Origin of the sequence: Chryseobacterium sp. WG23 (assembly GCF_024586575.1) — a bacterium.
In the GTDB taxonomy this organism is placed as follows: Bacteria; Bacteroidota; Bacteroidia; order Flavobacteriales; family Weeksellaceae; genus Chryseobacterium.
On sequence record NZ_JALCZE010000006.1, the window covers coordinates 45,072 to 68,915 of the forward strand.

Consider the following 23,844-nt stretch of genomic DNA (forward strand, 5'->3'; position numbering starts at 1 on the left):
TTTTCCCTTTATGATGCAGCGTGAAAGATTAACGAATCTGCCGTATGTTATTCCGCAGAGATTTGGATACCGATGGCTGATGTATATCGTACTGTTTAAAAGTTTAAGAAAAGCTCTGAAAGGCGAAATACAGGCCTGGAGATTCCTGAAAAGAACAGGAAATGTAAAAGAGATAGCAACTTCTTAATATTTGTTTAAATTTGTTTTTATAAAAAAGTAACAAATAGTAAATAAATCATACATATTGTATAAATTGTTATCATAATGAAAAAACTAACGCTTTCTTTGTTTTTATTAGCAGGAATATGTTCACAAAATACAGTGAATGCCCAGGCTAAAGTAACTAAAACAGTTGTAAACAGCACAGATACAGGCTTGGATATTAGCCTTATGGATACTTCTGTACGTCCGCAGGATGATTTTTATAACTACGTGAGTGGAACCTGGATGAAAACTGCCAAAATTCCTTCTGATAAGCCAACTTGGGGAAGTTTCAACAAATTAGCTGAAGATACGGATAACAACTCTATGACGATCCTGAACTCGCTTTTGAAAGATAAATTTGCTGACGGAAGTGAGGGTAAAAAAATCCAGGACCTGTATGCTACATATATGAACATGCAGAAGAGAAATGCAGACGGAATCAAGCCTATTCAGGGAAATCTGACTAAAATTGATGCCATCAAAAATGTTGCCGATCTTCAGAATTATCTTGCTTCTGTAACTAAAGAAGGCGAGAATAATTTCTACGGATGGGGAGTATATGCAGATTTAAAAGACTCTAAAATGAACGCTGTTTACTTGGGTGAAGCATCTCTTGGTTTAGGAAGAGACTACTATCAGAAAGTAAACGAAAAAAATACAGAAGCTATTGCTGAATATCAGAAATATGTAGCTTCTATGCTTAAAGAATTAGGGTACAAAAATGCTGATGAAGCAGCAAAAGGTATCGTTGATTATGAGAAAAGCATCGCTAAAACTTATCTTACAAACGAGCAGAGCCGTGATAATACCCTTCAGTATAACCCTCAGACAATGGCTGAGCTTTCCACTTTGGTAAAAGGAGTTGACCTTCCTGCTTACCTTAAAAAAGTAGGGGTGAATTCTGATAAAGTAATTATCGGAGAATTAGGGTATTATAAAAACTTTGATCAATTAGTGAATGCTAAAAACCTTCCTATCATCAAAGACTATTTAAAATTTCACCTGATCAACGGAAGTGCTTCTTACTTAAGTGAGAACCTTGGAAATATGAGATTTGCTTTCTATGGTAAATATCTTAGAGGTCAGCAGGAGCAGAGAGCTTTAAACAAAAGAGGATTTGAGCTGATTAATGGTTCTCTGGGAGAAGCTTTCGGAAAATTATATGTTGAAAAATATTTCCCTGCAGAAGCTAAAGCTCAAATGGTAGAACTGATCGACTATTTAAAGAAAAGCTTTGCTGTTCACATCAATAACTTAGCGTGGATGTCTGCTACTACAAAAGCAAAAGCAATGACGAAACTGAACAAATTTACAGTGAAAGTTGCTTATCCGGACAAATGGAAGGATTATTCAAAATTAGAAATTACTCCTGAATCTAAAGAAGGAACATTATACAAAAATCTTCAGAATATTGCTGAATGGCAGTACAATAAAGATCTAGCTAAAATTGGCAAGCCGGTTGATAAATCAGAATGGGGAATGACTCCACAAACGGTAAATGCTTACTATAACCCGGTAAACAACGAAATCGTGTTCCCTGCAGCAATCCTTCAGCCGCCATTCTTCAACCCTAAAGCTGATGCTGCTGTAAACTTCGGTGGAATTGGTGCCGTTATCGGTCACGAAATGAGCCACGGATTTGATGATTCAGGTGCTCAGTTTGATGCAGACGGTAACTTAGTAGACTGGTGGACTCCGGAAGATAAAGCCAACTTCGAAAAAGCTACAAAAGCTCTTGCTTCTCAATATGATAAATATGAACCCGTAAAAGGAACTTTTGTAAACGGTACTTTCACAAATGGTGAAAATATCGCTGACTTAGGAGGTGTAAATATTGCATATGACGCTCTTCAGATGTACTTAAAAGATAAAGGAAACCCAGGGAAAATCAGTGGATTCTCTCAGGATCAGAGATTCTTCTTAAGCTGGGCAACCGTTTGGAGAACGTTATCAAGTGAGAAATACATGATCAATCAGGTGAAGACGGATCCGCACTCTCCGGGGTACTTCAGAAGTTTCGGCCCGCTGATCAATGTTGATTCATTCTACAAAGCATTCGACGTGAAAAAAGGAGACAAGCTATACAAAGCTCCTGAAGAAAGAATTAAAATCTGGTAATACCTATTATTAACATAAAAAATCACCTAAATTTTAGGTGATTTTTTGTTTTTAAAATTATAACACGACGGGTTTTGTCGCTACCCATAAATATCTTTGATTTCAGAAGTAAATCTTGCAAGATGTATTATTTCGCTACCAAATAATAAAAATAATAAGATGAATACAATTGAAATTAATGATCCGTATATCGGAGAATGGGTAACTTTTATAGAGACAGATAAAACATATGACAATATTCCAATTATTGATAGCTACTGTGATGATATTCTTTTCAAAAAAGTTGGAAATGTTTACTACAGAAGAGTACTGGAAGACAGTCGTGTAGATATCAGGTGGTTTGGTGCATCACCACAGGGTATCATTGATAGTACAGCTGCTATTCAGCAAGCTTTTATTATTGCAGATCAATTTAAATTATCGGTTACTGCGGGTAAAGGAACCTATGTTATTTCTGACACTATTTTAATTCCGCAGCATCCTGATTTTGCCTTTTTATCTAAAACGTATGATTTTAATGAATCTATATTTTTAATAAAAGCTGATGTCACTGTGTTTAAGTCTGGGTATTATAAGAATGGTCAATTAATCAGCTCAATAGAAACAGATAAGGATAATAGCATGTCTCAGGGAATTAAATTTGGAAACTTTTCCCTTCAGACCACTTTTTATGATGTTACCAATCCTGCTTTGATTATTAAAAACTGGCATCAGGGTTGTAAATTATTTAACATTTCTTCAGCCAATTTTTCAACTCTACTGAAGTCAATCAATAATTATTATACAGTTTTTGATGATTTAAGAACCACCCATCAGCATGATACAAGAATAGGTGAGCGTTTTATTTTTTCAGGTGAAATGAATCTGAATATTTTCCGTTCATTGATAGCTGCCAATTCTTTAGTGGGATATAAATTTGATGGTCCTTTAACGGCTTGTCATTTTGATGCTGTATCCATTGAAGGAGTCACAACAGGAATTCAATTTAACTCTTCTGTATATAACTGTTCAATTGTCAATTCATACCTTGAAGGCTTTGACAGAGCTTTTGAATTTAATGATTATATTAATAATTTTACAATAGATAATAATTATATCAGATTTGTACAACCCCAGCACAAACTTATAAAATATAAAGGATTGCCATTGAATAGTGTACATCTGTTACCTAATAATACGTTTATTGGAATGACAGACTATCAACAGCTATTTGAAAATATTGAAAATGATTATGGTTACGGAATGGAAATGAGTTTTGATACGATTCATGGAAATTCTATTAATGATCTTTTAATAGACAATTTTGGAGCTAATTTTAATATCAATGCTAAAACAAAGTTCCCTTCTTACTTAGCCAATATCCGAAATGGAAAAGGTCTGATTCCAGGAAATTATTCAGGACAATATACACGAGGATATGATGGTCCGTCAGGATTTGAGTTGGACTCTTCACAGCCTGGCTTTTTACATCTTAAAACGAAGATAAAGAATACATGGACGCAGATTATTTACGTGAATCTTGAAGTAAATGTTCAGTCAGGAATCAGATATTATAAAGGTTTTTTTGTAGGAAATATCTTTTATGAATTTAATGCTTCCGGAGTGTCAGCCACAGGAGTTTTGGAATCTCATATTAACAATAATGATGGTACCATCAATATTAAAAGACCGGTGTCTGAAGGCTCAGATATTATAAAAATAACAGGAGAGGTACGTCTAATTTAATTTTTAGAATCCGGAATTAAAATCTGGTAATCATACAAACCGTTCAGCAATGAACGGTTTTTGTTTTTGTAGGGATTAAAGGAGAAGTTAGAAGTTAGAAGTGCGGGTGCTTTACCCATATCTGTAAATGAAAGACCTCCATCATTCCCCTCCTCCGGAGGGGTGTCAAACCTTTGATTTGACGGGTGGTCTATAACGAATGCAGATACCATCCACATATCACCCATCAATAGAAGCGGACTTTAGTCCGCTTTCTTCATAAACACCATACATTAGGCTTTAGCCAAAACCTAAAATAAACCCAATCTCCACATTATATCCGAGTCTCATGTCCCAAATCCCTCAACTAATTATACTCCATCATTTTTTAATTATCCCTCAACTATTATCAGTAAAGTTTGTATATTTGATAAGTTTGTGTAAAATCAAAAATATCTTTAATGAAAAAGCTAAATATTGGAATACTTGCCCTTTCAGGTCTTGTATTTCTTAATTCTTGTGGTACAACGAAGACTGCAGGGACAGATACAAAAACTGAAGCTACGGCAGTAATTGCTGAGACGGTGAAAGAAGAAGTAAAAGATGAGGGAATCAATGTATCATATATGGATACCAATGTGCGTCCACAGGATGACTTTTTTAGCTATGTGAACGGAAATTGGGTGAAAAACACTCAGATTCCTTCTGATAAAGCCAATTGGGGATCTTTCAATGCATTGAGGGAAAATGTGGATGATGCTTCACTGGATATCTTAAACAAAATTTTATCCGAAAAATATGCTGAAGGAACTGAAGGGCAGAAAATTCAGAATCTGTATGCTTCTTTTATGGATACCAGCAAAAGAAATGCAGATGGTTTATCACCTATAAAAAGTGATTTAACAAAAATTGATGCCATTAAAAACCTTAATGATCTTCAGAAGTACCTTCTGGAAGCAACAAAATTAGGAGATAATTCTTTCTATGGCTGGCGGGTAAGCGCAGATATGAAGAATTCTAAAATGAATGCTGTATATCTTGGAGGTCCGGATCTTGGTTTGGGAAGAGATTATTATCAGAAAGTAAACGAAGCAAATACTAAAACTTTAGCAGAATATCAGGCATATGTCGGAAAATTATTCGGGGTTTTAGGATATAAAAATTCAGCTCAGGCAGGGCAGAATGTGGTTGATTTCGAGAAACAACTTGCCAATTATTTATTGACTCTTGAGCAGAACAGAGATGCTAACCTGAGATACAATCCTAAAAATGTATCTGAGCTTTCGGGGCTTGTGAAAAATATAGACCTTGCAAAATATTTAAAAGATGCAGGGGTAAATACAGACAGGGTAATCATCGGAGAACTGAAATATTATCAGAATATGGATCAGTTTGTAACGCCAAAAAACCTTCCTCTCTTAAAAGATTATCTGAAGTATCACCTTATTAACGGTAATGCAAGTAATTTAGATGAAAGTTTAGAACAAATCAGATTTGATTTCTATGCAAAATATCTGCAGGGACAGAAAGAGCAGCGTCCAATGAACAAGAGAGGCCTTACAATGGTTAACGGTGTTCTTGGGGAAGCGTTCGGTAAATTATATGTTGAAAAATATTTTACTCCGGAAGCAAAACAGCAGATGGAAACGTATATCGATTACCTTTTAAAATCATTTAAAACGCATATCGCCAATATAGACTGGATGTCTCCTGAAACAAAAGTAAAAGCTCAGGAAAAACTTTCTAAATTTACAGTAAAGATCGCTTATCCTGATAAATGGAAAGATTATTCCCAGTTGAAAGTGGAAGCTACCAATAAGGGAGCAACATTATATTCCAACCTTCAGAATGTAGCGGCATGGCAGTATCAGAGAAGCTTAGACAAAGTAGGAAAACCTGTTGATAAAACAGAATGGGGAATGTCTCCACAAACTGTAAATGCATACTACAGCGGATCAAATAATGAAATTGTATTCCCTGCAGCAATCCTTCAGCCTCCTTTCTATAACCCTAAAGCAGATGCAGCCGTGAATTTCGGGGGAATTGGAGCCGTTATTGGACATGAGATCTCTCACGGATTTGATGACAGTGGTTCCCGTTTCGATGGTGACGGAAATCTTAATAACTGGTGGACAGATGCTGACCGTAAGAACTTTGATGCAAAAGTAGGACAGCTTGCTGCTCAATATAATGCGTATGAACCTGTAAAAGGAAGTTTTGTAAACGGTAAATTTACAAGCGGAGAAAATATCGGTGACTTAGGAGGCGTATCTGTAGCTTATGATGCCCTTCAAATGTATTTAAAAGATAAAGGAAATCCAGGTAAGATCAGTGGATTCACTCAGGATCAGAGATTTTTCTTAAGCTGGGCTACCGTCTGGAGAACAAAAGCTACAGATCAGTATATGATCAATCAGGTAAAAACAGATCCTCACTCTCCGGGAGTGTACAGGGCATTTGGACCATTAGTTAATCAGGATGCATTTATCAAAGCATTTGATATCAAACCTGGTGATAAAATGTATAAAGCTCCTCAGGACAGAATAAAAATCTGGTAGTAATACCAAAAATTGTTAGAAAAGAAAGAATCCGTCTCAATTCAATGTGAGACGGATTCTCTTTTAATACGCTTTCTTATAATTCCTGAGAACAAACTTTATCCCTGTTTCTATAATATCTCCCATCGTTTTACAATACTTGAAATTGATGTCGTACGTGAGTTTTTGCAAAGCTGTTTTTAGCTCTGTAACATTGGCTTCCGGCGCAATATTTTCTTTTTTCATAATAGAAATGAGTTCATCGAATCTGTTTTTGCTGCTGGTCACTCTTTTTACAATTTGTGAACGTACTTCTTTACGGTATTGTTCTATAGAATTAGGCTTCAATTTTTCCAGTACCATATTAACCATCACACTGTTTTCTTTGAAATACTGAGGAAGATAAACTTTTAAATTCCCTTCATAACTTTGCTGGTCAAAATCAATGGGACGGATTCTGTAGATAACCTGATCAAAATCGTGTATAGGAATGATAACGTAATTATAAGAGCGCATGTCACCAAGCAGTCCAATAAGGCAGCGTTCATTGAATTTTACAAATTCTTTGGAGATTTGCGCCTTTTCCGGTTCTGTACAATTGTGTAAATGCTTCTGAATAAAAACATCCCCGGGAATTCCTAGGATATGCTCTTCTATTAAAGTGTTTTTATAAATCAGAAAGTTAATCCGGTTGGGAGAAAGAAGGTCTTCAATTTCCAGCCCGTATATGCGTGAAGCATCGGCTTGTTTAATATAAAAATTGGTATAATTGTCGTTCAGGATATTTCTCACCCGAATTCGGAAAGGTTTAGAGTTTCCGAAAGTGCAAAAATCGATCGTATCCACTTTCAGATAGGGTAAAGTAGCCTCATCTCCATCAGAATGAAGGAGGGTATAAATTTTATTTAAATTAGCCTCTATTTCTCTGAACTCATATTCAGAATATAATACACCAAGCCATAAAGTATCTTTGCCGTCCTTATCCAGAATATTCACACTGTCACTGAATCTTAGCAGATCCTCATATAAAAACTGGATCTTGGTTGTCCTGTTATGTTTTTCCAAATACTGCTCTAATGCCTCTGAAACAGGATATATTGGTTTTCTAAAAGCAATCTTTACATCTTTCATTATTCTGTTTACTTTATTTAAATATAAAGAATATTTTTTCCTCACGTGGGAGGAATTCTGATTTTAACAAATGTTTGATCAAAGTACATCAAATTTTATTTTATCTTTCTATGGTTTATTTTTATTTATTTTTCATAGCTTAGTGATATCGTAAAATGGTGATTGTATGTTAAGTAATTATAGCTAAATTTAAATAAATCAAGAAAAATCTTGACAAAATTTTGTATGTTACAGTTTTTTTTTAAATTTAAACATTGGATTGGTAATTTATTTGATACGTCCGTAAATTACTCAAACACAGATCCAAACCAAAATAGTAAATCTCAAAATAATAATAATATGGCAATGTTTAATTATGGTGTTGGCGGAAACGAGGTAAAAGTAGACGCTAATGAAGCTATTCAGGAAATACAGGAAAATAAATCACTGATAGTAAGCCAGCTTACAACAGAAGAATCTTATACCCCTGAAATTGTAACAGGATTAAAAACCGTAGAAGATGTTTTCAGACATTTTCAGCCTTCTGTAGCTGTACAGCATGAAACAGAAGATGGGAGCGTAGTAGAAGAAGAATTCCGTTTTCAAAATCTTGGCGACTTTACACCCAAAAGCCTTACTCAGAAATCAGATTATCTGCAGCAGCTGAGCATGGAGCAGGAGCAGTACAACAAGATTGTACGTCAGCTGAAAACAAATAAAATTCTACGAAATATGCTGGAGAACGATCAGACAAGGGCTGCGTTCATCGAAGTACTGAAAGACGTAGCACAGGAACTTGAAAAATAATTAAAGACTTACATTAAATCATGGATAGCAAATTACAGGCGCAGGAAAGCCAACAGCAAGGGCAGCAGCAACACTCAGGGCAGCCGAAAGGCAACCCACTTGCAGAGCTCAATAAAATGGGAGGTTTTGGCTTTGTTGAATCCGTTGTAGACGGAGTCGCCAATATGAACCCTACAAGAAAGGCAAGAAAAGAAATTTTCCTTACCGATAGCAATAAAGCAGATGAAAGAAAAGAACTTCTTCAGAAAATCAACCTTTGGGTGAGCCTGTTGGAAGGAAATGAATCTGCTGATAAAATGGCTGAAACGTGCAAAAGTAAAGCACAGCAGGCCGATCAGAATTTAAAAACCAACTTAAAAAATACACTTGATGCTGTTCGTCTGTTGGAAACCAACTATAGAACAGTAGCACAATTCTATAAAAATACAGAATTGGATAAAGTGGATAATGTAAGCATTGTCAATGCCAGTATCGATCAGGTTTCAGATTTAGATAATCCTTTATTTATTGATGCAATTTCTGAAGAATTCAAAAATTATTATGACCGTTTAGACCTTAGAGATAACTATTCAATCCTTGCAATACCAGGGTATTTAGGATCTAATAAAGTCATTGAAAAATGGGCGAAAATCTGTAACGAGAATAAAGTAATGATGGTTACAGACTTTGCAAACCTTGATAAACCGGATGATGTAGTAGATTTATTCCACTCTGCAAACCTTACAGGAGGAGAACTTCACAGAAGTAATGTAATTATGACCTGTAACTGGTTGGTAGGACGTGGAAAAGCCGAAGAAGTAGGAGAAGAAGATAACGTAGAACTTCCTCCTTCCACTTCATTAGCAGGAAAAATCCACAAAACTTTAATGTCTCAGGTAGCTGCCGGTAAAAAACACGGTAATATCAACGAAGTAGACGCTGTAAAATTCGAATTGAAGAAAAGTGAAATTTCTCAGCTGGAAAAAATGGGTCTTGTACCAATGGTAAACGAATATGGAAAAATCATGGCATTCTCTGCAAAAACATTGTTTACAGGAGATAACATCGGTCTTCAGACCTATTCCGTAGTTCGTGTATTCGACTATGTAACTAAAGTATTACTTGACTTCCTGAACAGAAGAGCTTTCGAAAACTGGAATGCTAAGAATGAAGATGACTTGAGAAGACAGATCGTAACATTCTTAGACAATATCAAAGGACCGGATAAATTAATTGAAAAATTCAAGATTGTTCGTTTCGAGCAAGACAGAGTGAACAAAGACAGAGTATGGCTTGATATCCGTATGACCCCTTATTTCCCAACAAAAAGTTTCGTTATTAAATTAGACGGACACAAAGGAGATGATGGTAACGAATGGGATGCAGAATATACTCAGGAATAAAAAACTTATTTTTAAATAATAAAGAACCGATGCAATTTTTTTCATCGGTTTTTTTCTACCAACACCAATAAATAGTAAGATGAATAAAAAATTGAACCTGGTACTGCCTGTATTATTAATGGCAGTTTTGGTAAGCTGTGAAAAAAAATACCAGAGCCCGGGCAATTACGAGAATGATTTATTTGCAGATGAGCATCAGGAAGGTAAAGCTTATATCATGAACGAAGACGAATGCTTTGATGGTAGTGAGCTGGTAATTGCAAGCTCGGAAGTAAAGCTGGCAGACAGTTCAAAAGACCGTGGAAAACCATTCTTTATCTATAAGGTAAGATCCGGAACAGTATTGAAAACCGTAAGAGATTCTGTCATGAAATATCCGTTTCAGTTCCTATCACCACAGAGGCTCAAGCTGAAGAATAATGATTCTATGTACGTTTATCTGAAAAGCCTTCAGGGATACCGGTTTATTGCAAAAGACAGAAATCTTAAATATCAGTGGCTGAAAGCAGCTCCGGTATATTCTGTGAAGAAAAAATAAAATAAACCTATCTTTGCAGCTTCAAATAATGTTCATCAGGAGAGCTTTTATCTCTTCCGCGATATAAATAGTTAAGATTTTTGGAAAATAGTAGAACAGGCTCAGATTTTCTTCATATAGGAAACAGGCTTTTGGAGTGGTATAAAAATAATGCAAGGGATCTGCCTTTCAGACAGACAAAAGACCCTTATAAGATCTGGATATGTGAAATTGTATTTCAGCAGACAAGGATCAATCAGGGATTAAATCACTACAATAATTTTATCAAAAGATTTCCCGATGTAAAAACATTGGCAGAAGCTGATGAAGATGAGGTCTTATTATACTGGAAAGGATTAGGCTATTACTCCAGAGCTATTAATATTCATAAAGCGGCCAGGCAGATAATGGATGATTATCAGGGGGTATTTCCAACTCAGTATCAAAATATTTTAACATTAAAAGGAATTGGTAAATATACTGCAGCTGCGGTGTCAAGTATCTGTTTCGGAGGAAAGATGCCTGCTGTAGACGGAAACTTTTATAGAGTGCTAAGCCGTCTTTTTGCTGATGATTTTGACATTTCAAACTCCAGAGCTTTTATCTATTTTTCGGAATTGGCTGCTTTGGTGATGCCTGACAATGTAGGCGATTTCAATCAAGCGATGATGGATCTGGGTTCAGAGATCTGCAAACCGAAAAATCCTCTTTGCGGAGAATGTCCAATTAATAAAGATTGTCTTGCATTTTCTTTGCAAAAAACAGCCAATTATCCTGTGAAAACAAAGAAAGTAAAGACTGAAGATCTTGCTTTAACCTATTATTTCGTTCAAAGAAATGGGCATTTTCTGATCCGCCAGAGAAAAGATGACTTTATCTGGAAAAAATTATTTGAGTTTCCAACAGCTATTCCTGTGGAAATGGAAACTTTTATTACCCATTCGAAAACCATTACCCATAAGCTGACTCACAAGAATTTAAGTATTGAAATATATAATGTGGAAGTGCCTTCAGAGAAGATATGGAATACTTTTATAGCTGAAAATCAATACCTCATTACAGATATTCAGGGCTCTCATGAAAAATCCTTTCCCAAACCTTTGGAAAATTACATTCAAAACTCTCTGAAAGACTGAAATTTGTCTTCCGAAATCTGAAATCTAATTTGTACTTTTGCAAAATGATTAAAAAAGTCATTTTTATTTTTGTATCACTTCTTTTACTTTCATGTGGAAAAGACACTGCTCCGAAGCCTTATGGAGAATTGCGTCTGGAATATCCAACTCCGAAATATCAAAAGTTTGAAAACAATTGTGCTTATACTTTTGAATATTCTGATTTTGTTTCCATTACGGCAGGAAAGAAACCTTGCTGGTACTATCTTAATTATCCAAAAATGAAAGCCAAAGTTTTTGTTACGTATTATCCGATACAGAATGACTTTGCTGAACATATCAAGGAAGCCGAAAAAATGGTTTATGAACACACCATTAAAGCCAGTTCTATAGACACGAAGTCTTTTGAGTATCCTGAAAAAAAGGTCTATGGAAACTTTTATGAACTGAAAGGGCAAAGTGCCTCCAATCTTCAATTTTACATTACAGACAGTACAAAACATTTTGTAACTGCTTACTTATACTTTAATACGAGACCGAAACCGGACTCTCTGGCTCCTGCAGTGAACTATATCAAAAACGATATGAAGCACTTGCTGGACTCTTTTGAATGGAAAAAATAATTACTTTTAATATACATTGAAAAATATATGAAACTTTTAGTTGTAGGAAGTGTTGCATTTGATGCAATCGAAACACCATTTGGTAAAACGGACAAAATTTTAGGCGGTGCAGCCACTTATATTGGAATCACTTCATCTATTTTAGGCGTTAAATCGGGTATCGTTTCTGTAGTAGGAGGAGATTTTCCACAAGAATACCTTGATATGTTTACAGACAGAGACATAAACATTGAAGGAATTGAAATTGTAAAAGAAGGGAAAACTTTCTTCTGGTCAGGAAAATATCATAATGATTTAAATACCAGAGACACTTTAGCTACAGAAGTGAATGTGTTGGAAAATTTTGATCCTAAAATTCCGGATTCTATGCAGGATTCAGAAATTTTATTACTTGGAAACCTACACCCTGGAGTTCAGTTGTCAGTACTTGAAAAAATGAATAAGCGTCCTAAACTTGTTATCCTGGATACCATGAATTTCTGGATGGACAGTGCTTGGGATATTCTAATGGATATGATTGCTAAAACAGATGTAATCACGATCAATGATGAAGAAGCAAGACAGCTTTCAGGAGAATATTCTTTAGTAAAAGCAGCTAAGAAAATTCATACAATGGGCCCTGAATATGTAATCATCAAAAAAGGAGAGCACGGAGCTTTACTTTTCCACGATAATAAAGTATTTGCTATTCCTGCACTTCCGTTAGAGGATGTTTTCGACCCAACAGGGGCAGGAGATACTTTTGCAGGAGGTTTTGCAGCTTATCTTGCTAAAAAAGGGAAGCTTGATTTCGAAACAATGAAGTCTGCTTTAATTGTAGGCTCTGCAATGGCTTCATTTACCGTAGAAAAATTCGGAACAGAAAGAATTCAGGAAGTTGGAGAAGCTGATATGTTCGAGAGATTGAGACAATTTAAAGAATTAACGACATTTGATGTTGAACTGCAGTAAATAAGTCTTTTTAAGAAATATTTATAATAAAAAATTGAGTGAAATTCGTTAAGAATTCTAAATTTGCAACTTGTTTAAAATAGTAAAATGACAAATAGACTAAAAATCACTTTTCTCCTTGGGATTTTCATAATGATATTCTCTTCAAATATGATGAATGCCCAGCTAAAACAAGGAGATTTAGTGGATGGTATTGCTGCTGTTATCGGTGATGAGATTGTTTTGGAATCTGATGTAGCTGAGCAAATGAATTATGGAAAGCAGCAGGGAGCTTCTAATACAGATAAATGTGAGTTCCTGGAAAACCTTATCAGCAATAAGCTTCTTGTATACGAGGCAAAAAAAGATACATTGATTGAAAACCGTTCTGCAGCGATCAAGGAGCAGGCTAATGGAAAATACCGTCAGTTGCTTTCTCAATTTCCAGATGAAAAAACGATGCTTGCTGCTTATAAGTTCAGAAATGCTTATGAGATGAAGAATGCTATCGAAAAAATTGATACAGACCAGTATTATGGGCAGGCAAAATACCAGAGAGTTACCGAAAAAGCCGATGTAACACCTAATGAGGTTACCGATTTTTATAACCTGTACAAGATGCAGCTGCCACAGATAAAAGATGAAGTAACTTTAGCTCAGATTATGATTTATCCGGCGTTGACGGAAGCTCACAAACAGGATCTGATCAACAGACTGAAAAAAGTTAAGCAGGATATCTTAGGTGGAGAAACTTTTGAAAGCCAGGCCAGAATTTATTCTGAAGATGAAGGATCTGCTTCCAACGGAGGATTATACAAGAATATCAATAAAGGTCAGATGGTAAAGCAGTTTGAAGCTACAGCATTAAACCTTCAGGAAAATGAAATCTCAGATCCTATTGAGTCCGAATTTGGATACCACATTATTCAGTTGATAAAAAAATCCGGAAAAGTATATGATGCAAGACATATTCTTTTAAAAGCTACTCCTACAGATGAAGAATTAAAAACGGCAAAAGCAAAACTAGACAGTATCAGAGGTCTTATTATAGAAGGTAAGATGACGTTTAAAGATGCTGCATTTAAATTTTCCGATGATAAAAGAACCAAATTTAATGCTGGAATCATTCCGGGAGGAGACGGTTCTGATAAAATTGAAAGAGAAAGTATCCCGGGAACAATCAGCTATGAGTTGGCAGGATTAAACAAAGGTGATATTACTACTGCTTTTGAAGATGAAGAAAATAAAAGAAAAGCGGTTAAGATCATTAAATTGGAAGATGCTATACCTGCACACCAGATTACACTGGAAACAGACTTTAGCAGGATAAAACAAATGGCGCTGAATAAGAAGAAGAATGAAATGGTTGAGAAGTTTGTTAGTTCGAAATTACCAAACATCTTTATCTCCATCAACGGACGTTACGATAACTGTAATTTTAAATCCAACTGGAAAAAAGGAACAGTTAAAAAATAAAACAAAGACCTTCAGAATTTCTGAAGGTTTTTTTATGCTAAAAAATGGAGAGGTATTTTTTGTAAACCTTTGTTTTTGTATTTTTACGCATGAGCAATTTTATAGATTTCAATTCTGCAAAAAAAATTCATGAAATGCAGGCTAACCAAAATAGAATTACAGAGCTTTTTAATATAAAATATCCAATTATTCAGGCTGGCATGATCTGGCATTCGGGATGGAGACTGGCTTCTGCCGTTTCCAATTGTGGAGGATTGGGATTAATAGGGGCAGGAAGTATGTATCCTGATATTTTAAGAGAAAATATCAGGAAATGTAAAGAGGCAACCGACAGGCCTTTCGGGGTGAATGTTCCTATGCTATATCCTAATATTGAAGAGATCATTCAGATTATCCTTGAAGAAGGGGTGAAAATTGTTTTTACATCGGCAGGAAATCCAAAAACGTATACGGAAACACTTCAGAAAGAAGGATTAAAGGTCGCTCATGTAGTTTCTTCTACCAAATTTGCCGTAAAATGTGAAGAGGCTGGAGTAGACGCTGTTGTTGCGGAAGGTTTTGAAGCTGGAGGACATAACGGAAGAGATGAAACGACAACGTTCTGTCTGATTCCTAATGTGAAGAAGCATATCTCTAAGCCATTAATTGCTGCCGGAGGAATCGCTTTAGGATCACAAATGAAAGCGGCAATGATTTTGGGAGCAGACGGAGTACAGATAGGATCCCGTTTTGCTGCTACTACTGAAGCCAGCGCGCATGAAAACTGGAAAAAGAAAATTACTGAGTTGCAGGAAGGAGATACACATCTTACTTTAAAAGAACTGGCCCCCGTAAGAATGGTTAAAAATAAATTCTTCGGTGAACTGGAAACTATTTACCAAAGCGGAAGAGATAAAGAAGCTTTAATTGCTTCATTAGGAAGAGCCAGGGCAAAAAAAGGAATGTTTGAAGGAGATATGGAAGATGGAGAATTAGAAATAGGGCAGGTTTCTGCATTAATAGATGATATACTGCCGGTAGAAACTGTTTTCAACCATCTTTTAAAAGAGTTTGAAGAAACAAAAATGCCGGTCTTTTAAGAATGGAAAGAAGGATAATTGATGTAAAAGGACAAAAATTATATACCGAATACCATAATTCAAACAAAAAAAGACCAACCATTGTTTTTTTACATGACTCATTGGGATCAGTAGAGCTTTGGCGAGATTTACCCGCTAAATTATCTGAAGCTACTCAATCTAATGTCCTGGTGTATGACCGTCTTGGCTACGGAAAATCATATCCTATGACTACCCATGAAAGAGCGGTTAATTATATGGAACAGGAAGCAGACCTGCTTAATGCTCTGTTGACGCAGCTCAATATTGACAAAGTGATTCTGTTCGGACATAGTGATGGTGGAACAATTGCTTTAATTACTGCTGCAAAATATCGCGAAAGAGTAGAAGCGGTAATTTGTGAAGCAGGACATATTTTTGTAGAAGAGGTAACCTTAAAAGGGGTCTATGATGCCTGGGAAGCCTATAAAACAACAAATCTTCCGGAACGTTTGAAGAAATACCATGGCGATAAAGTAGAAATGCTTTTTAAAGCATGGACAGAAACCTGGACCCGTGATGATTACAGAAGCTGGAATATTGAATATTTCTTAAAAGATATAATTTGTCCACTATTATTTATCCAGGGAGAATCCGATGAATATGGTACACTGAATCAGGTAGAAAAAACAGTTTCTCAGGTAAGTGGCAGTAGTGAAAAATACATTATTCCCGGTATTGGGCATACTCCACATAAAGAATCTCCTGAGCTGGTTTTTGAAAAATCTGTTGAATTTATCAGTAAGCTTTTTTAATTGTTAAACTACAATAGCTGAATTTCTGCAGCAATATTATTTTTGGCTTGTATTTCGTATCGGTCTTTAAAATACTCCGTTTTAAAGATGCTTTCAAGTTCCAGGAAATGTTGAAGAACCTTTTTTCGCCCGGGCTTATAAAGGAAGTCCGGATAGATAGAATATTCTTTTCGGATCATGTTGGTATATGCCAGATAGGCTTCAAGATCTTTTCCAAGGATAGAAAGATCAGCATCCAAAAGATAATTGGTGTCTTCATCTTCAGATCTTTGGTGGGATTTCGTTGCCAGGACCTGCTTTGAAATGGTCAGAATTGTATCATAAGGTAAACCGATTTCTTTAAGCCTTTTTCCAGCTGCAGCAGCGCTTTTTTCCTCATTGGATTTGGAGGTTGGCTCATAAATAAAATCGTGATAGAAGACAGAAAAAGAAACTGCACTAAAGTCAGAGATATTGCTTTTAACCCTTTCAAGTTCCTGAAACATATTTTCAAGATGAGAAAGGTTGTGATAATATCTGCCTTTTTCAGAATGCTTTTTTTCAATTTCTTTCCATAGGCTTTGGATTAAAGCCTGATTATTGGTAAAAAGAAGGCAAAGCTCTAGAAATCGGTCTTGCAGAATCATGATCAATAAAAGGTATAAAAAAAGGAACTTTTAAAAAGTTCCCTGATTTGCTTCAAGAGCAGCTTTAAGTTCAGCCCAGCCTCCGCCGTTATAGCCATCCTTTAATCCTTGAGTGTTAAGATATTCTAGTGCTTTTCCACTTCTGTTTCCACTTCTGCAGAATATAATCACCGGCTTTTCGATAGATAAAATCTCATCCTGTCTATCTTCTACTTCACCCAGGGGAATATTTTTAGCACCTTCTATATTTCCGTCCATTTCAAGCTCCATAGGCTCGCGAACGTCTATTAATTCATAATTTCCAGATTGTATTACTTCTATTAAAGACATAGTTGTTTGTTTTAAACATTAAATTATAAACGAAAATACGTAATTTTTTTTTGAAAATACTCACTTCCGGGATTACTTTTAAAACAGAGTATACCCCAAAATTAAAGAAGCAGTTTTATAATCTGAATCTAAATTTTGATAATCACGAAGCAGATTTCTTGACGTTCCCACCCTGAATTCCGCACTGAATCTGTTGTTATACTTATATCCGGCTCCAATTACAAAATTGCTTCCGGATCCTATTTCTATTTCTGAAAATAATAATTTCATCGAAGATTTCATATTGATATCTGCTACATAAGCTGCATTCACAAATATTTTTGATCGATCATTTAAAAAGAAATAGTGCCTTACCCCGATTGGAATTTCTATGGACTTATAATCAACAGTAGCATTATACTTATATTCATAATAATATCCCTCATAGCCAATAGACTCTACATTTTTTTTATAATACTGATAAGTAGGTTCAACAAAAAAAGCCCATTTGTTTTTATTGAAAGGGAGAACATATTCAAATTCCAATCCAATTCTAAAAGAAGTCTGACTTCCAAAATCTGCTTTTACGTCTTCATAAACATATTGAGATTTAAGACTGGAAAAATTAATTCCAGGTCTAATGCTTAGATGGAAAAGACCCTTCTTTACGTCAAGCTTTCCATAATCCACTACATGAGCTCCAGAACATTCATTATATTGGGTAAATATGTTGGCAAGATCTTTCTTTGTATAATTGATATTTCGCAATTGTTCATTTTCAATACCACATTTCAGATATTCAGCAATTTGTTTTTTATAATCTTCATTATATGCTATACTATCATCATTTATATAATAAGGCTTATAAATAAGCTGCTGCGGGTTTGATTTTTCTGATGAATAAAAGAATCTTCTTATATTGTCTTCTTCATAATAGAGAAGTGTAGCTTTTCCTTCTATAATATATTTAAGAAATATTGTTTTTTCTTTAAAATTAGGTGCTTTTTTGTCAGACATTAAATCCAGGTTTCCAGAAGAAAGGTCAAGCATTACAGTGGCTCGTATGTATTTTCCACTTCCATCAATACTAAATTCCTGAACATTATTAATGTTTTCTTTCTTAGTATCTGAAGAAATATCTGATTTGTATTCAAAATCTACAGGGTTTTCTTTCCAATCTACATTTCTGATCAAGACTTCCTTTTTATTTCCAAGATTATCAATAAAGTAGCCCTTTTCAAATTTGATTTGTGCGTAATATATAGCTGTAGACAGAAGACATGCTAAAAGATTTATTTTTTTCATAGTTATTTTATTAGTTGTTTTCTAAATTTTAGGTTTATTAAGATCGATATTTTTAAAGACAGCAAATCTATAAAATAATCTTAATTTTGCAAAGTGATAATATGAATACAGCAGCAGAAAAATATTCCCAACTGATAAAAACTAAGGCCAAAAGTTTTGGGTTTCAGAGTTGTGGTATTTCTAAAACCGATTTTTTGGAGGAAGATGCAGTACATCTTGAGAAATGGCTTAAGAATAACTTCAATGGCGAAATGAAGTATATGGAAAATCATTTTGACAAGAGATTAGACCCGAGACTTTTAGTGGAAGGCTCTAAATCTGTAATTTCACTTTCGTACAATTATTTTCCTGAAGAAAAAATTTCGGTACTGGAGAATTATAAGATTTCAAAATATGCTTATGCAGAAGATTATCATGAAGTCATAAAAGAAATTCTTCGTGAGATGGTGGCAGAATTGCAGGAAGAGATCGGTGAATTCGGATTCAGGGTCTTTGTAGATTCAGCGCCGGTTATGGAAAGAAGCTGGGCAAGGAAATCGGGAATAGGCTGGGTAGGTAAAAATGCTAATCTGATCACCAGGCAAAACGGCTCTTTCTATTTTCTTGCAGAAATTATCTGCGACCTGGAGCTTATTTCCGACCATGAAACAACTGATCATTGCGGAACCTGTCGGAAATGTATTGATGCATGTCCTACAGATGCTATTGTTTCCGAAAAGATCATTGACGGAAGCCGCTGTATTTCCTATGCTACCATAGAGCTGAAAAATGAAATTCCGGATTACTTTCAGGATAAAATGGAAAACTGGATGTTCGGTTGTGATATCTGCCAGGATGTATGTCCTTGGAACCGGTTCTCAGCACCCAATAAACAAAGTAGATTTACCCCTAATGAAGCCCTGAAAAATTTTAAAAAAGGGGAATGGAAAGAACTGACCCAGGAAATTTTCTCTGAGATCTTTAAAAAATCACCTGTGAAAAGAACTAAATTTGCAGGATTAAAGAGAAATATTGAGTTTTTGGAGAAGTCTTCAGAACCATTTTAGCCGAAACTTTTGGTGACAATTCCTTATTTGGAATTTTTTGAAGTCCAAACTAAAGCTGATAGTCGACCATTCCTTAAAATTTATGCTTTAAGGAGGTTAAGATGTAGTAGAATAAGTTTCTTAAAAACCTTTCCTAAAAAGAAAAATTGACTCTCAGGAGATTAAATCTCACCGAAAATCAACGCTTTTTTTGTACTCTTTTTGGAGCTGTTTTTACTCTTACTTTAAATCTTTTCTGTGACTTGGTATTTTTACGCATATTTGTGAATATTTCGTAACTAAATATAGTCATTTTTCCGATTAAAACAAATACTTTTACCAAAAATTACAGATTAAATTTTATTAAAACATGACTGTGAAAATTGTATTATTATATCTCTTAAAAGTGTTGGGAATAATTTTGGGAATCGTGATCATCTATGTTCTTTTAGGATTATTGATACCATTCATCCCGGTTTCAGCAAAAGATGATGGTGAAAAGAAAGATATTTCAATTTATATTTATACCAACGGAGTGCATACAGATATTGTAATGCCCGTAAAAAACGATCTTCAGGATTGGAGTCTGAAAATTCCTTTTGCCAATCTGAAATCCAAGAAAACAGACTATAATTATATCGGAATAGGATGGGGCGATAAAGGGTTTTACCTGGATACACCTACCTGGGCTGACCTGAAGTTTTCTACCGCTGTGAAAGCAGCATTCTGGTTAAGCGATTCAGCAATGCACTGTACTTATTATACCACAATGAAAGAAGGGGACGACTGTAAAATGATCATGATCAGCAGAAGTCAATATGAAAAGTTGGTGAGATTTGTAGAAGATAAATTCGACAGGGATCAGAACGGAAACTTTATCTTGATTCCCACTAATGCTGTTTATGGAGATAATGATGCTTTCTATGATGCCAAAGGTACATACAGCTTCCTGTATACCTGCAATACGTGGACTAATGATGCTTTAAAGGTTGCAGGACAAAAAGCGGCCCTTTGGACTCCTTCTGATTTTGGAATTTTTCAGCATTATAAATAATAGTGAAAGCGCTTTATCTTTTCTTTTTATTATTTCTGCTTTCTTCCTGTGTCAAAGAGAAGAAAGTAAGCTCTTATATGGCAGAAAATGCTGTGGTAACAAATGAAAAAAGACCAGAAGCTGATCTTTCTAAAATAAAAACAAAAGCTGAAGAAGCTTTACAGTTTTGTGTCTCAGGAAATCTCAGTACAGATTTTTGTATCCTTATAGATATGAGTATTCATTCAGGAATTAAACGTTTCTTTGTCTGGGATTTTAAAAACGAAACTATTTCAGAGAAATATCTGGTAGGGCATGGTTGTGGCACAAATTCTTGGAGTAAAGATGATTCCAAAGACCATCCGGAATTCAGTAATGAAGACGGAAGCCATCTTTCATCTTTAGGAAAATACAAATTAGAGGGAAGAGGATACAGTGAGTGGGGAATTAATATAAAATATCTGATGCACGGCCTCGAGGATACCAATACTAATGCATTGAAGAGGTTTATTGTTTTTCATTCCTGGAATCTGATGAGTGATGACGAAGTCTTTCCCAAAGGATCACCGGAAGGATGGGGCTGTCCCACTATTTCAAATAATGCCATGAGAAAAATTGATCCCATGATTCAGAACTCTGAGAAACCTGTTCTGATGTGGATTTATAATTAAAAGAAGTAAGATGAAGTATAGACTTTTCCGAGAACAACAATTAAGCTGTGATATAGAAACGGCCTGGAAATTTTTTTCCTCCGCCAATAACCTTTCCGAAATCACTCCAAAAGATATGGGATTTATTGTCCTGTCAGAACTGGAAAATGATGAAATTTATGAAGGGATGCTCATAGATTACTATGTTTCTCCATTATTTGGGGTTAAAATGAAATGGCAGACAGAGATTACCCATGTCGATTTTCAGAAAAGCTTCATTGATTTTCAGAAAAAAGGACCTTATAAATTATGGAATCACCATCATGAGTTTATCCCGAATGATGAGGGTGTTTTAATGAAGGATACTATAGATTATGAACTCCCAATGGGATTTCTTGGCGAAATAGCTCACAATCTTTTTGTCAGAAAGAAGTTGGAATATATTTTCGATTACCGCTTTCGGGTACTGAGCAGGATGTTTTAAAAACATCCGTATGATCTTGGTTGGGTATCCGAAAGTGGTTTTGTGTCTTCAATTCTAATATTCACAAAAAATCGGAGATTTTCAAAAAATTTAAATGTACTTCACATTGAGTTGTTACTTCAAAATCTTAATACTGTTATGATTTTATAACAGTAATTAAGATTCCTTCGGAATGATGACAAGTAGAAATGTCCGGGATTTATACATACTCTTTGTCATCCGAAGGAATCTAAGCATAGCTATTATTTACGTTTTGTAAAGCTAATTTTAAGTATCTGGATTCTTACGGAATGACAATTTTGCAGGTGTTATCTTATTCAATTAGAGTAACAGTATTTCATCCGAAGGGATCCCAACATAGCAGTTAAAAAATCTTAGATCTGAATCATTTTGTCCTCGCTTTTTACTTTAAAATTTTTGCAGCTAAAACTCCTATTTTTTCTTAATAGTTTAAGTTTTTTTAACATTTAAACAGCCTGAACTCCATCTAAAATTCGTACTTTTGCACCACTATCGTTTTTACTAAAAAACAAAGCTTTTTCCTTGACATGGTAGGTTTGAAGTCATTTTTCATTTTTTATATTATGCTGGTTTTTACCCTTTTCAATTCGAATTGGGTGGAAAATTCATTGGAAAATATTCCTCATGTAAATGTAAGTAATATCCATCTGCTGGATGTTTTTGAGGATGCTGATATGAATACCCATGCATTAGCTGCTGCCTCGAAAGTTATAAAACATTCAGCACCTAAAAATGACTGCGCAGCAGGGGACTTTTCAGCGATCCTGAAAGTAAGCCCGAAAATTACACTTCCTAACATTGCAGTTTCAATTATCTGCGGGGTTAAGTCTTTTCTTCATCTCCTTCAGTTGTACTAGTTTACGTTATTGAATTCAGTCTATTTTATCGAAAATTTTTATAACTAAAACATTTTAAAATGTATTTTAAAAACGTAATAATTTGCACTTTTGCAACATTATTCGCTGTGTCATGCAGTAAAGACAAGAAAAAAAACAACCAAAACGAAAAAGAAGTTCCTGTTCTTGAAATCAAAGAAAAAGATACTTTGGTAAACAATCAGTTTGTGACCGATATCCAGGCTAAGAAGAATGTAGAAATGCGTTCTAGGATTGGAGGGATCATACAGCATATTTATGTCAATGAAGGGCAGTTTGTGCATCAGGGGCAGGCTTTATTTAAAATCAATGATGCGGAACTTCAGATGGAGCTTTTAAAGGCGAATGCAACCTTAAAACAGACTGAAGCCGATGTTCGTATTGCCGAAGTGGAGCTGAAACAGATCCAGAGTCTTTATGCCAAGAAATTTGTGGCCAGCAACGAATTGGAGATGGTAAAAGCAAAACTATCTTCTGCTAAAGCCAAGCATGCCTTTGCTGACGCTGAAAAAAGAGCTGTTCTGCAAAAAATAAGCTTTACAAAAATTACAGCACCTTTTGACGGAGTAATTGATGTTATTCCTCTTAAAGATGGAAGTCTGGTAGAAAACGGAACTTTATTGACCACTTTATCCCAGCTTAATGAAGTCTATGCTTACTTCTCAATCCCAGAGAACCTTTACTTTGAGCTTTTAGCCAATGATAAGATAGGAAGCCATCAGAAAATTGAACTGACACTGCCCAATGGTGTTAATTACCAGTTTAACGGAGCTCTAAAAACAGCTGAAGGAGAAATAGACAGAACGACAGGTTCTATCCGGTATAAAGTGTTATTTCCTAACCCTGACCATCTGATCAAACATGGTACTTCCGGAAAGCTGATTATTTCCGAACATCAGGGAAATGCCATTCTGATTCCCCAAAAATCAACATTCTCCATTCAGGATAAGATGTATGTTTTTGTGGTGGATAAACAAAATAAAGTAAAGATGACCAATATTAAGATTGGAACTACCCTGAGAGATTCTTATTTGATAGAAAGTGGTCTTAAAAAGGGTGATTTAATTATTTATGAGGGTACACAGTCTTTAAAAGACGGTGATATAATCAAAATTAAAAAGAAATATTAACCTTTCGTAAT

24 protein-coding genes are annotated in these 23,844 nt (G+C 35.1%); 19 read left to right on the forward strand and 5 right to left on the reverse strand.

Annotated features, from left to right (window positions below):
- Positions 1-10 precede the first annotated feature (10 nt).
- The 3 genes from MP477_RS10545 to MP477_RS10555 all read left to right on the forward strand — a co-directional run bounded on the left by MP477_RS10545 (position 11) and on the right by MP477_RS10555 (position 4,047).
- Complete coding sequence (locus MP477_RS10545) at positions 11-187, forward strand: hypothetical protein (RefSeq protein ID WP_257190390.1); 177 nt, start codon at positions 11-13, stop codon at positions 185-187.
- A gap of 77 nt (positions 188-264) precedes the next feature.
- Positions 265-2,322, forward strand: a complete 2,058-nt coding sequence (locus tag MP477_RS10550) for a M13 family metallopeptidase (RefSeq protein WP_230037853.1) — start codon at positions 265-267, stop codon at positions 2,320-2,322.
- A 159-nt stretch (positions 2,323-2,481) separates the two neighbouring features.
- Positions 2,482-4,047 carry a hypothetical protein gene (locus MP477_RS10555; RefSeq protein ID WP_257190391.1) on the forward strand — a complete coding sequence of 522 codons (1,566 nt, stop codon included), beginning with the start codon at positions 2,482-2,484 and terminating at the stop codon, positions 4,045-4,047.
- Here MP477_RS10555 and MP477_RS10560 read toward each other — a convergent pair.
- Complete coding sequence (locus MP477_RS10560) at positions 4,044-4,277, reverse strand: hypothetical protein (RefSeq protein ID WP_257190392.1); 234 nt, start codon at positions 4,275-4,277, stop codon at positions 4,044-4,046. The two genes, MP477_RS10555 and MP477_RS10560, sit on opposite strands and share 4 nt — an antisense overlap.
- 210 nt (positions 4,278-4,487) lie before the next feature.
- Here MP477_RS10560 and MP477_RS10565 point away from each other — a divergent pair, with 210 nt between their 5' ends.
- Positions 4,488-6,584 (forward strand): M13 family metallopeptidase, encoded by a 2,097-nt coding sequence (locus MP477_RS10565; protein WP_230037849.1) that lies wholly within the window; start codon positions 4,488-4,490, stop codon positions 6,582-6,584.
- Positions 6,585-6,647: 63 nt separating this feature from the next.
- On the opposite strand, the gene MP477_RS10570 is transcribed toward MP477_RS10565, so the two are convergent.
- The gene (locus MP477_RS10570) at positions 6,648-7,694 is read right to left on the reverse strand and encodes a hypothetical protein (RefSeq protein ID WP_257190393.1); all 1,047 of its coding nucleotides are present in this window, start codon (positions 7,692-7,694) and stop codon (positions 6,648-6,650) included.
- Between the two features lie 339 nt (positions 7,695-8,033).
- Here MP477_RS10570 and MP477_RS10575 point away from each other — a divergent pair, with 339 nt between their 5' ends.
- The 9 genes from MP477_RS10575 to MP477_RS10615 all read left to right on the forward strand — a co-directional run bounded on the left by MP477_RS10575 (position 8,034) and on the right by MP477_RS10615 (position 16,375).
- Entirely contained in the window at positions 8,034-8,480 is a 447-nt protein-coding gene (locus MP477_RS10575) for a type VI secretion system contractile sheath small subunit (RefSeq protein ID WP_047487911.1), read from the forward strand.
- Positions 8,481-8,500: 20 nt separating this feature from the next.
- Positions 8,501-9,862 (forward strand): DUF5458 family protein, encoded by a 1,362-nt coding sequence (locus tag MP477_RS10580; protein ID WP_230037845.1) that lies wholly within the window; start codon positions 8,501-8,503, stop codon positions 9,860-9,862.
- A 79-nt stretch (positions 9,863-9,941) separates the two neighbouring features.
- Positions 9,942-10,400, forward strand: a complete 459-nt coding sequence (locus MP477_RS10585) for a hypothetical protein (protein ID WP_230037843.1) — start codon at positions 9,942-9,944, stop codon at positions 10,398-10,400.
- A gap of 80 nt (positions 10,401-10,480) precedes the next feature.
- On the forward strand, positions 10,481-11,515 hold the full coding sequence (mutY, locus tag MP477_RS10590) for an A/G-specific adenine glycosylase (RefSeq protein WP_257190394.1): 1,035 nt from the start codon (positions 10,481-10,483) through the stop codon (positions 11,513-11,515).
- A 44-nt stretch (positions 11,516-11,559) separates the two neighbouring features.
- Positions 11,560-12,117, forward strand: coding sequence for a gliding motility lipoprotein GldD (gene gldD / locus MP477_RS10595; RefSeq protein WP_257190395.1), 558 nt, complete (start codon positions 11,560-11,562; stop codon positions 12,115-12,117).
- Between the two features lie 27 nt (positions 12,118-12,144).
- Positions 12,145-13,068 (forward strand): PfkB family carbohydrate kinase, encoded by a 924-nt coding sequence (locus tag MP477_RS10600; protein ID WP_257190396.1) that lies wholly within the window; start codon positions 12,145-12,147, stop codon positions 13,066-13,068.
- Positions 13,069-13,155: 87 nt separating this feature from the next.
- Positions 13,156-14,523: a peptidylprolyl isomerase gene (locus tag MP477_RS10605; protein WP_230037835.1), complete on the forward strand. Its 1,368-nt coding sequence runs from the start codon at positions 13,156-13,158 to the stop codon at positions 14,521-14,523.
- 89 nt (positions 14,524-14,612) lie between these two features.
- Positions 14,613-15,602 carry a nitronate monooxygenase family protein gene (locus MP477_RS10610; protein WP_257190397.1) on the forward strand — a complete coding sequence of 330 codons (990 nt, stop codon included), beginning with the start codon at positions 14,613-14,615 and terminating at the stop codon, positions 15,600-15,602.
- A gap of 2 nt (positions 15,603-15,604) precedes the next feature.
- A complete protein-coding gene (locus MP477_RS10615) occupies positions 15,605-16,375 on the forward strand; it encodes an alpha/beta fold hydrolase (protein ID WP_257190398.1) in 771 nt (256 codons plus the stop codon).
- A gap of 8 nt (positions 16,376-16,383) precedes the next feature.
- Here MP477_RS10615 and MP477_RS10620 read toward each other — a convergent pair whose 3' ends face one another.
- From MP477_RS10620 to MP477_RS10630, 3 genes are all read right to left on the reverse strand, one after another.
- Positions 16,384-17,001: a hypothetical protein gene (locus MP477_RS10620; protein ID WP_257190399.1), complete on the reverse strand. Its 618-nt coding sequence runs from the start codon at positions 16,999-17,001 to the stop codon at positions 16,384-16,386.
- A 30-nt stretch (positions 17,002-17,031) separates the two neighbouring features.
- The gene (locus tag MP477_RS10625) at positions 17,032-17,331 is read right to left on the reverse strand and encodes a rhodanese-like domain-containing protein (RefSeq protein ID WP_257190400.1); all 300 of its coding nucleotides are present in this window, start codon (positions 17,329-17,331) and stop codon (positions 17,032-17,034) included.
- 78 nt (positions 17,332-17,409) lie between these two features.
- Positions 17,410-18,615, reverse strand: a complete 1,206-nt coding sequence (locus MP477_RS10630; RefSeq protein WP_257190401.1) for a PorT family protein — start codon at positions 18,613-18,615, stop codon at positions 17,410-17,412.
- A gap of 101 nt (positions 18,616-18,716) precedes the next feature.
- Here MP477_RS10630 and queG point away from each other — a divergent pair, with 101 nt between their 5' ends.
- The 6 genes from queG (at position 18,717) to MP477_RS10660 (ending at position 23,833) form a co-directional block, all read left to right on the forward strand.
- Positions 18,717-19,661 (forward strand): tRNA epoxyqueuosine(34) reductase QueG, encoded by a 945-nt coding sequence (gene queG / locus MP477_RS10635; protein ID WP_257190402.1) that lies wholly within the window; start codon positions 18,717-18,719, stop codon positions 19,659-19,661.
- A 349-nt stretch (positions 19,662-20,010) separates the two neighbouring features.
- Positions 20,011-20,694, forward strand: a complete 684-nt coding sequence (locus tag MP477_RS10640) for a TIGR02117 family protein (protein ID WP_257190403.1) — start codon at positions 20,011-20,013, stop codon at positions 20,692-20,694.
- Positions 20,695-20,696: 2 nt separating this feature from the next.
- Positions 20,697-21,344 (forward strand): murein L,D-transpeptidase catalytic domain family protein, encoded by a 648-nt coding sequence (locus MP477_RS10645; protein WP_257190404.1) that lies wholly within the window; start codon positions 20,697-20,699, stop codon positions 21,342-21,344.
- A gap of 10 nt (positions 21,345-21,354) precedes the next feature.
- Positions 21,355-21,807 carry an SRPBCC family protein gene (locus MP477_RS10650; RefSeq protein ID WP_257190405.1) on the forward strand — a complete coding sequence of 151 codons (453 nt, stop codon included), beginning with the start codon at positions 21,355-21,357 and terminating at the stop codon, positions 21,805-21,807.
- Positions 21,808-22,424: 617 nt separating this feature from the next.
- On the forward strand, positions 22,425-22,685 hold the full coding sequence (locus MP477_RS10655) for a hypothetical protein (RefSeq protein WP_257190406.1): 261 nt from the start codon (positions 22,425-22,427) through the stop codon (positions 22,683-22,685).
- 59 nt (positions 22,686-22,744) lie between these two features.
- On the forward strand, positions 22,745-23,833 hold the full coding sequence (locus MP477_RS10660; RefSeq protein ID WP_257190407.1) for an efflux RND transporter periplasmic adaptor subunit: 1,089 nt from the start codon (positions 22,745-22,747) through the stop codon (positions 23,831-23,833).
- Positions 23,834-23,844: the final 11 nt, after the last annotated feature.

Excerpts from the sequence above, each read along its gene's own strand:
- MP477_RS10545 (WP_257190390.1), top strand. The coding sequence starts at position 11 with ATGATGCAGCGTGAAAGATTAACGAATCTGCCGTATGTTATTCCGCAG.
- MP477_RS10550 (WP_230037853.1), top strand. The coding sequence starts at position 265 with ATGAAAAAACTAACGCTTTCTTTGTTTTTATTAGCAGGAATATGTTCA.
- MP477_RS10555 (WP_257190391.1), top strand. The coding sequence starts at position 2,482 with ATGAATACAATTGAAATTAATGATCCGTATATCGGAGAATGGGTAACT.
- MP477_RS10565 (WP_230037849.1), top strand. The coding sequence starts at position 4,488 with ATGAAAAAGCTAAATATTGGAATACTTGCCCTTTCAGGTCTTGTATTT.
- MP477_RS10570 (WP_257190393.1), bottom strand. The coding sequence starts at position 7,694 with ATGAAAGATGTAAAGATTGCTTTTAGAAAACCAATATATCCTGTTTCA.
- MP477_RS10575 (WP_047487911.1), top strand. The coding sequence starts at position 8,034 with ATGGCAATGTTTAATTATGGTGTTGGCGGAAACGAGGTAAAAGTAGAC.
- MP477_RS10580 (WP_230037845.1), top strand. The coding sequence starts at position 8,501 with ATGGATAGCAAATTACAGGCGCAGGAAAGCCAACAGCAAGGGCAGCAG.
- MP477_RS10585 (WP_230037843.1), top strand. The coding sequence starts at position 9,942 with ATGAATAAAAAATTGAACCTGGTACTGCCTGTATTATTAATGGCAGTT.
- gldD (WP_257190395.1), top strand. The coding sequence starts at position 11,560 with ATGATTAAAAAAGTCATTTTTATTTTTGTATCACTTCTTTTACTTTCA.
- MP477_RS10600 (WP_257190396.1), top strand. The coding sequence starts at position 12,145 with ATGAAACTTTTAGTTGTAGGAAGTGTTGCATTTGATGCAATCGAAACA.
- MP477_RS10605 (WP_230037835.1), top strand. The coding sequence starts at position 13,156 with ATGACAAATAGACTAAAAATCACTTTTCTCCTTGGGATTTTCATAATG.
- MP477_RS10610 (WP_257190397.1), top strand. The coding sequence starts at position 14,613 with ATGAGCAATTTTATAGATTTCAATTCTGCAAAAAAAATTCATGAAATG.
- MP477_RS10615 (WP_257190398.1), top strand. The coding sequence starts at position 15,605 with ATGGAAAGAAGGATAATTGATGTAAAAGGACAAAAATTATATACCGAA.
- MP477_RS10620 (WP_257190399.1), bottom strand. The coding sequence starts at position 17,001 with ATGATTCTGCAAGACCGATTTCTAGAGCTTTGCCTTCTTTTTACCAAT.
- MP477_RS10625 (WP_257190400.1), bottom strand. The coding sequence starts at position 17,331 with ATGTCTTTAATAGAAGTAATACAATCTGGAAATTATGAATTAATAGAC.
- MP477_RS10630 (WP_257190401.1), bottom strand. The coding sequence starts at position 18,615 with ATGAAAAAAATAAATCTTTTAGCATGTCTTCTGTCTACAGCTATATAT.
- queG (WP_257190402.1), top strand. The coding sequence starts at position 18,717 with ATGAATACAGCAGCAGAAAAATATTCCCAACTGATAAAAACTAAGGCC.
- MP477_RS10640 (WP_257190403.1), top strand. The coding sequence starts at position 20,011 with ATGACTGTGAAAATTGTATTATTATATCTCTTAAAAGTGTTGGGAATA.
- MP477_RS10650 (WP_257190405.1), top strand. The coding sequence starts at position 21,355 with ATGAAGTATAGACTTTTCCGAGAACAACAATTAAGCTGTGATATAGAA.
- MP477_RS10660 (WP_257190407.1), top strand. The coding sequence starts at position 22,745 with ATGTATTTTAAAAACGTAATAATTTGCACTTTTGCAACATTATTCGCT.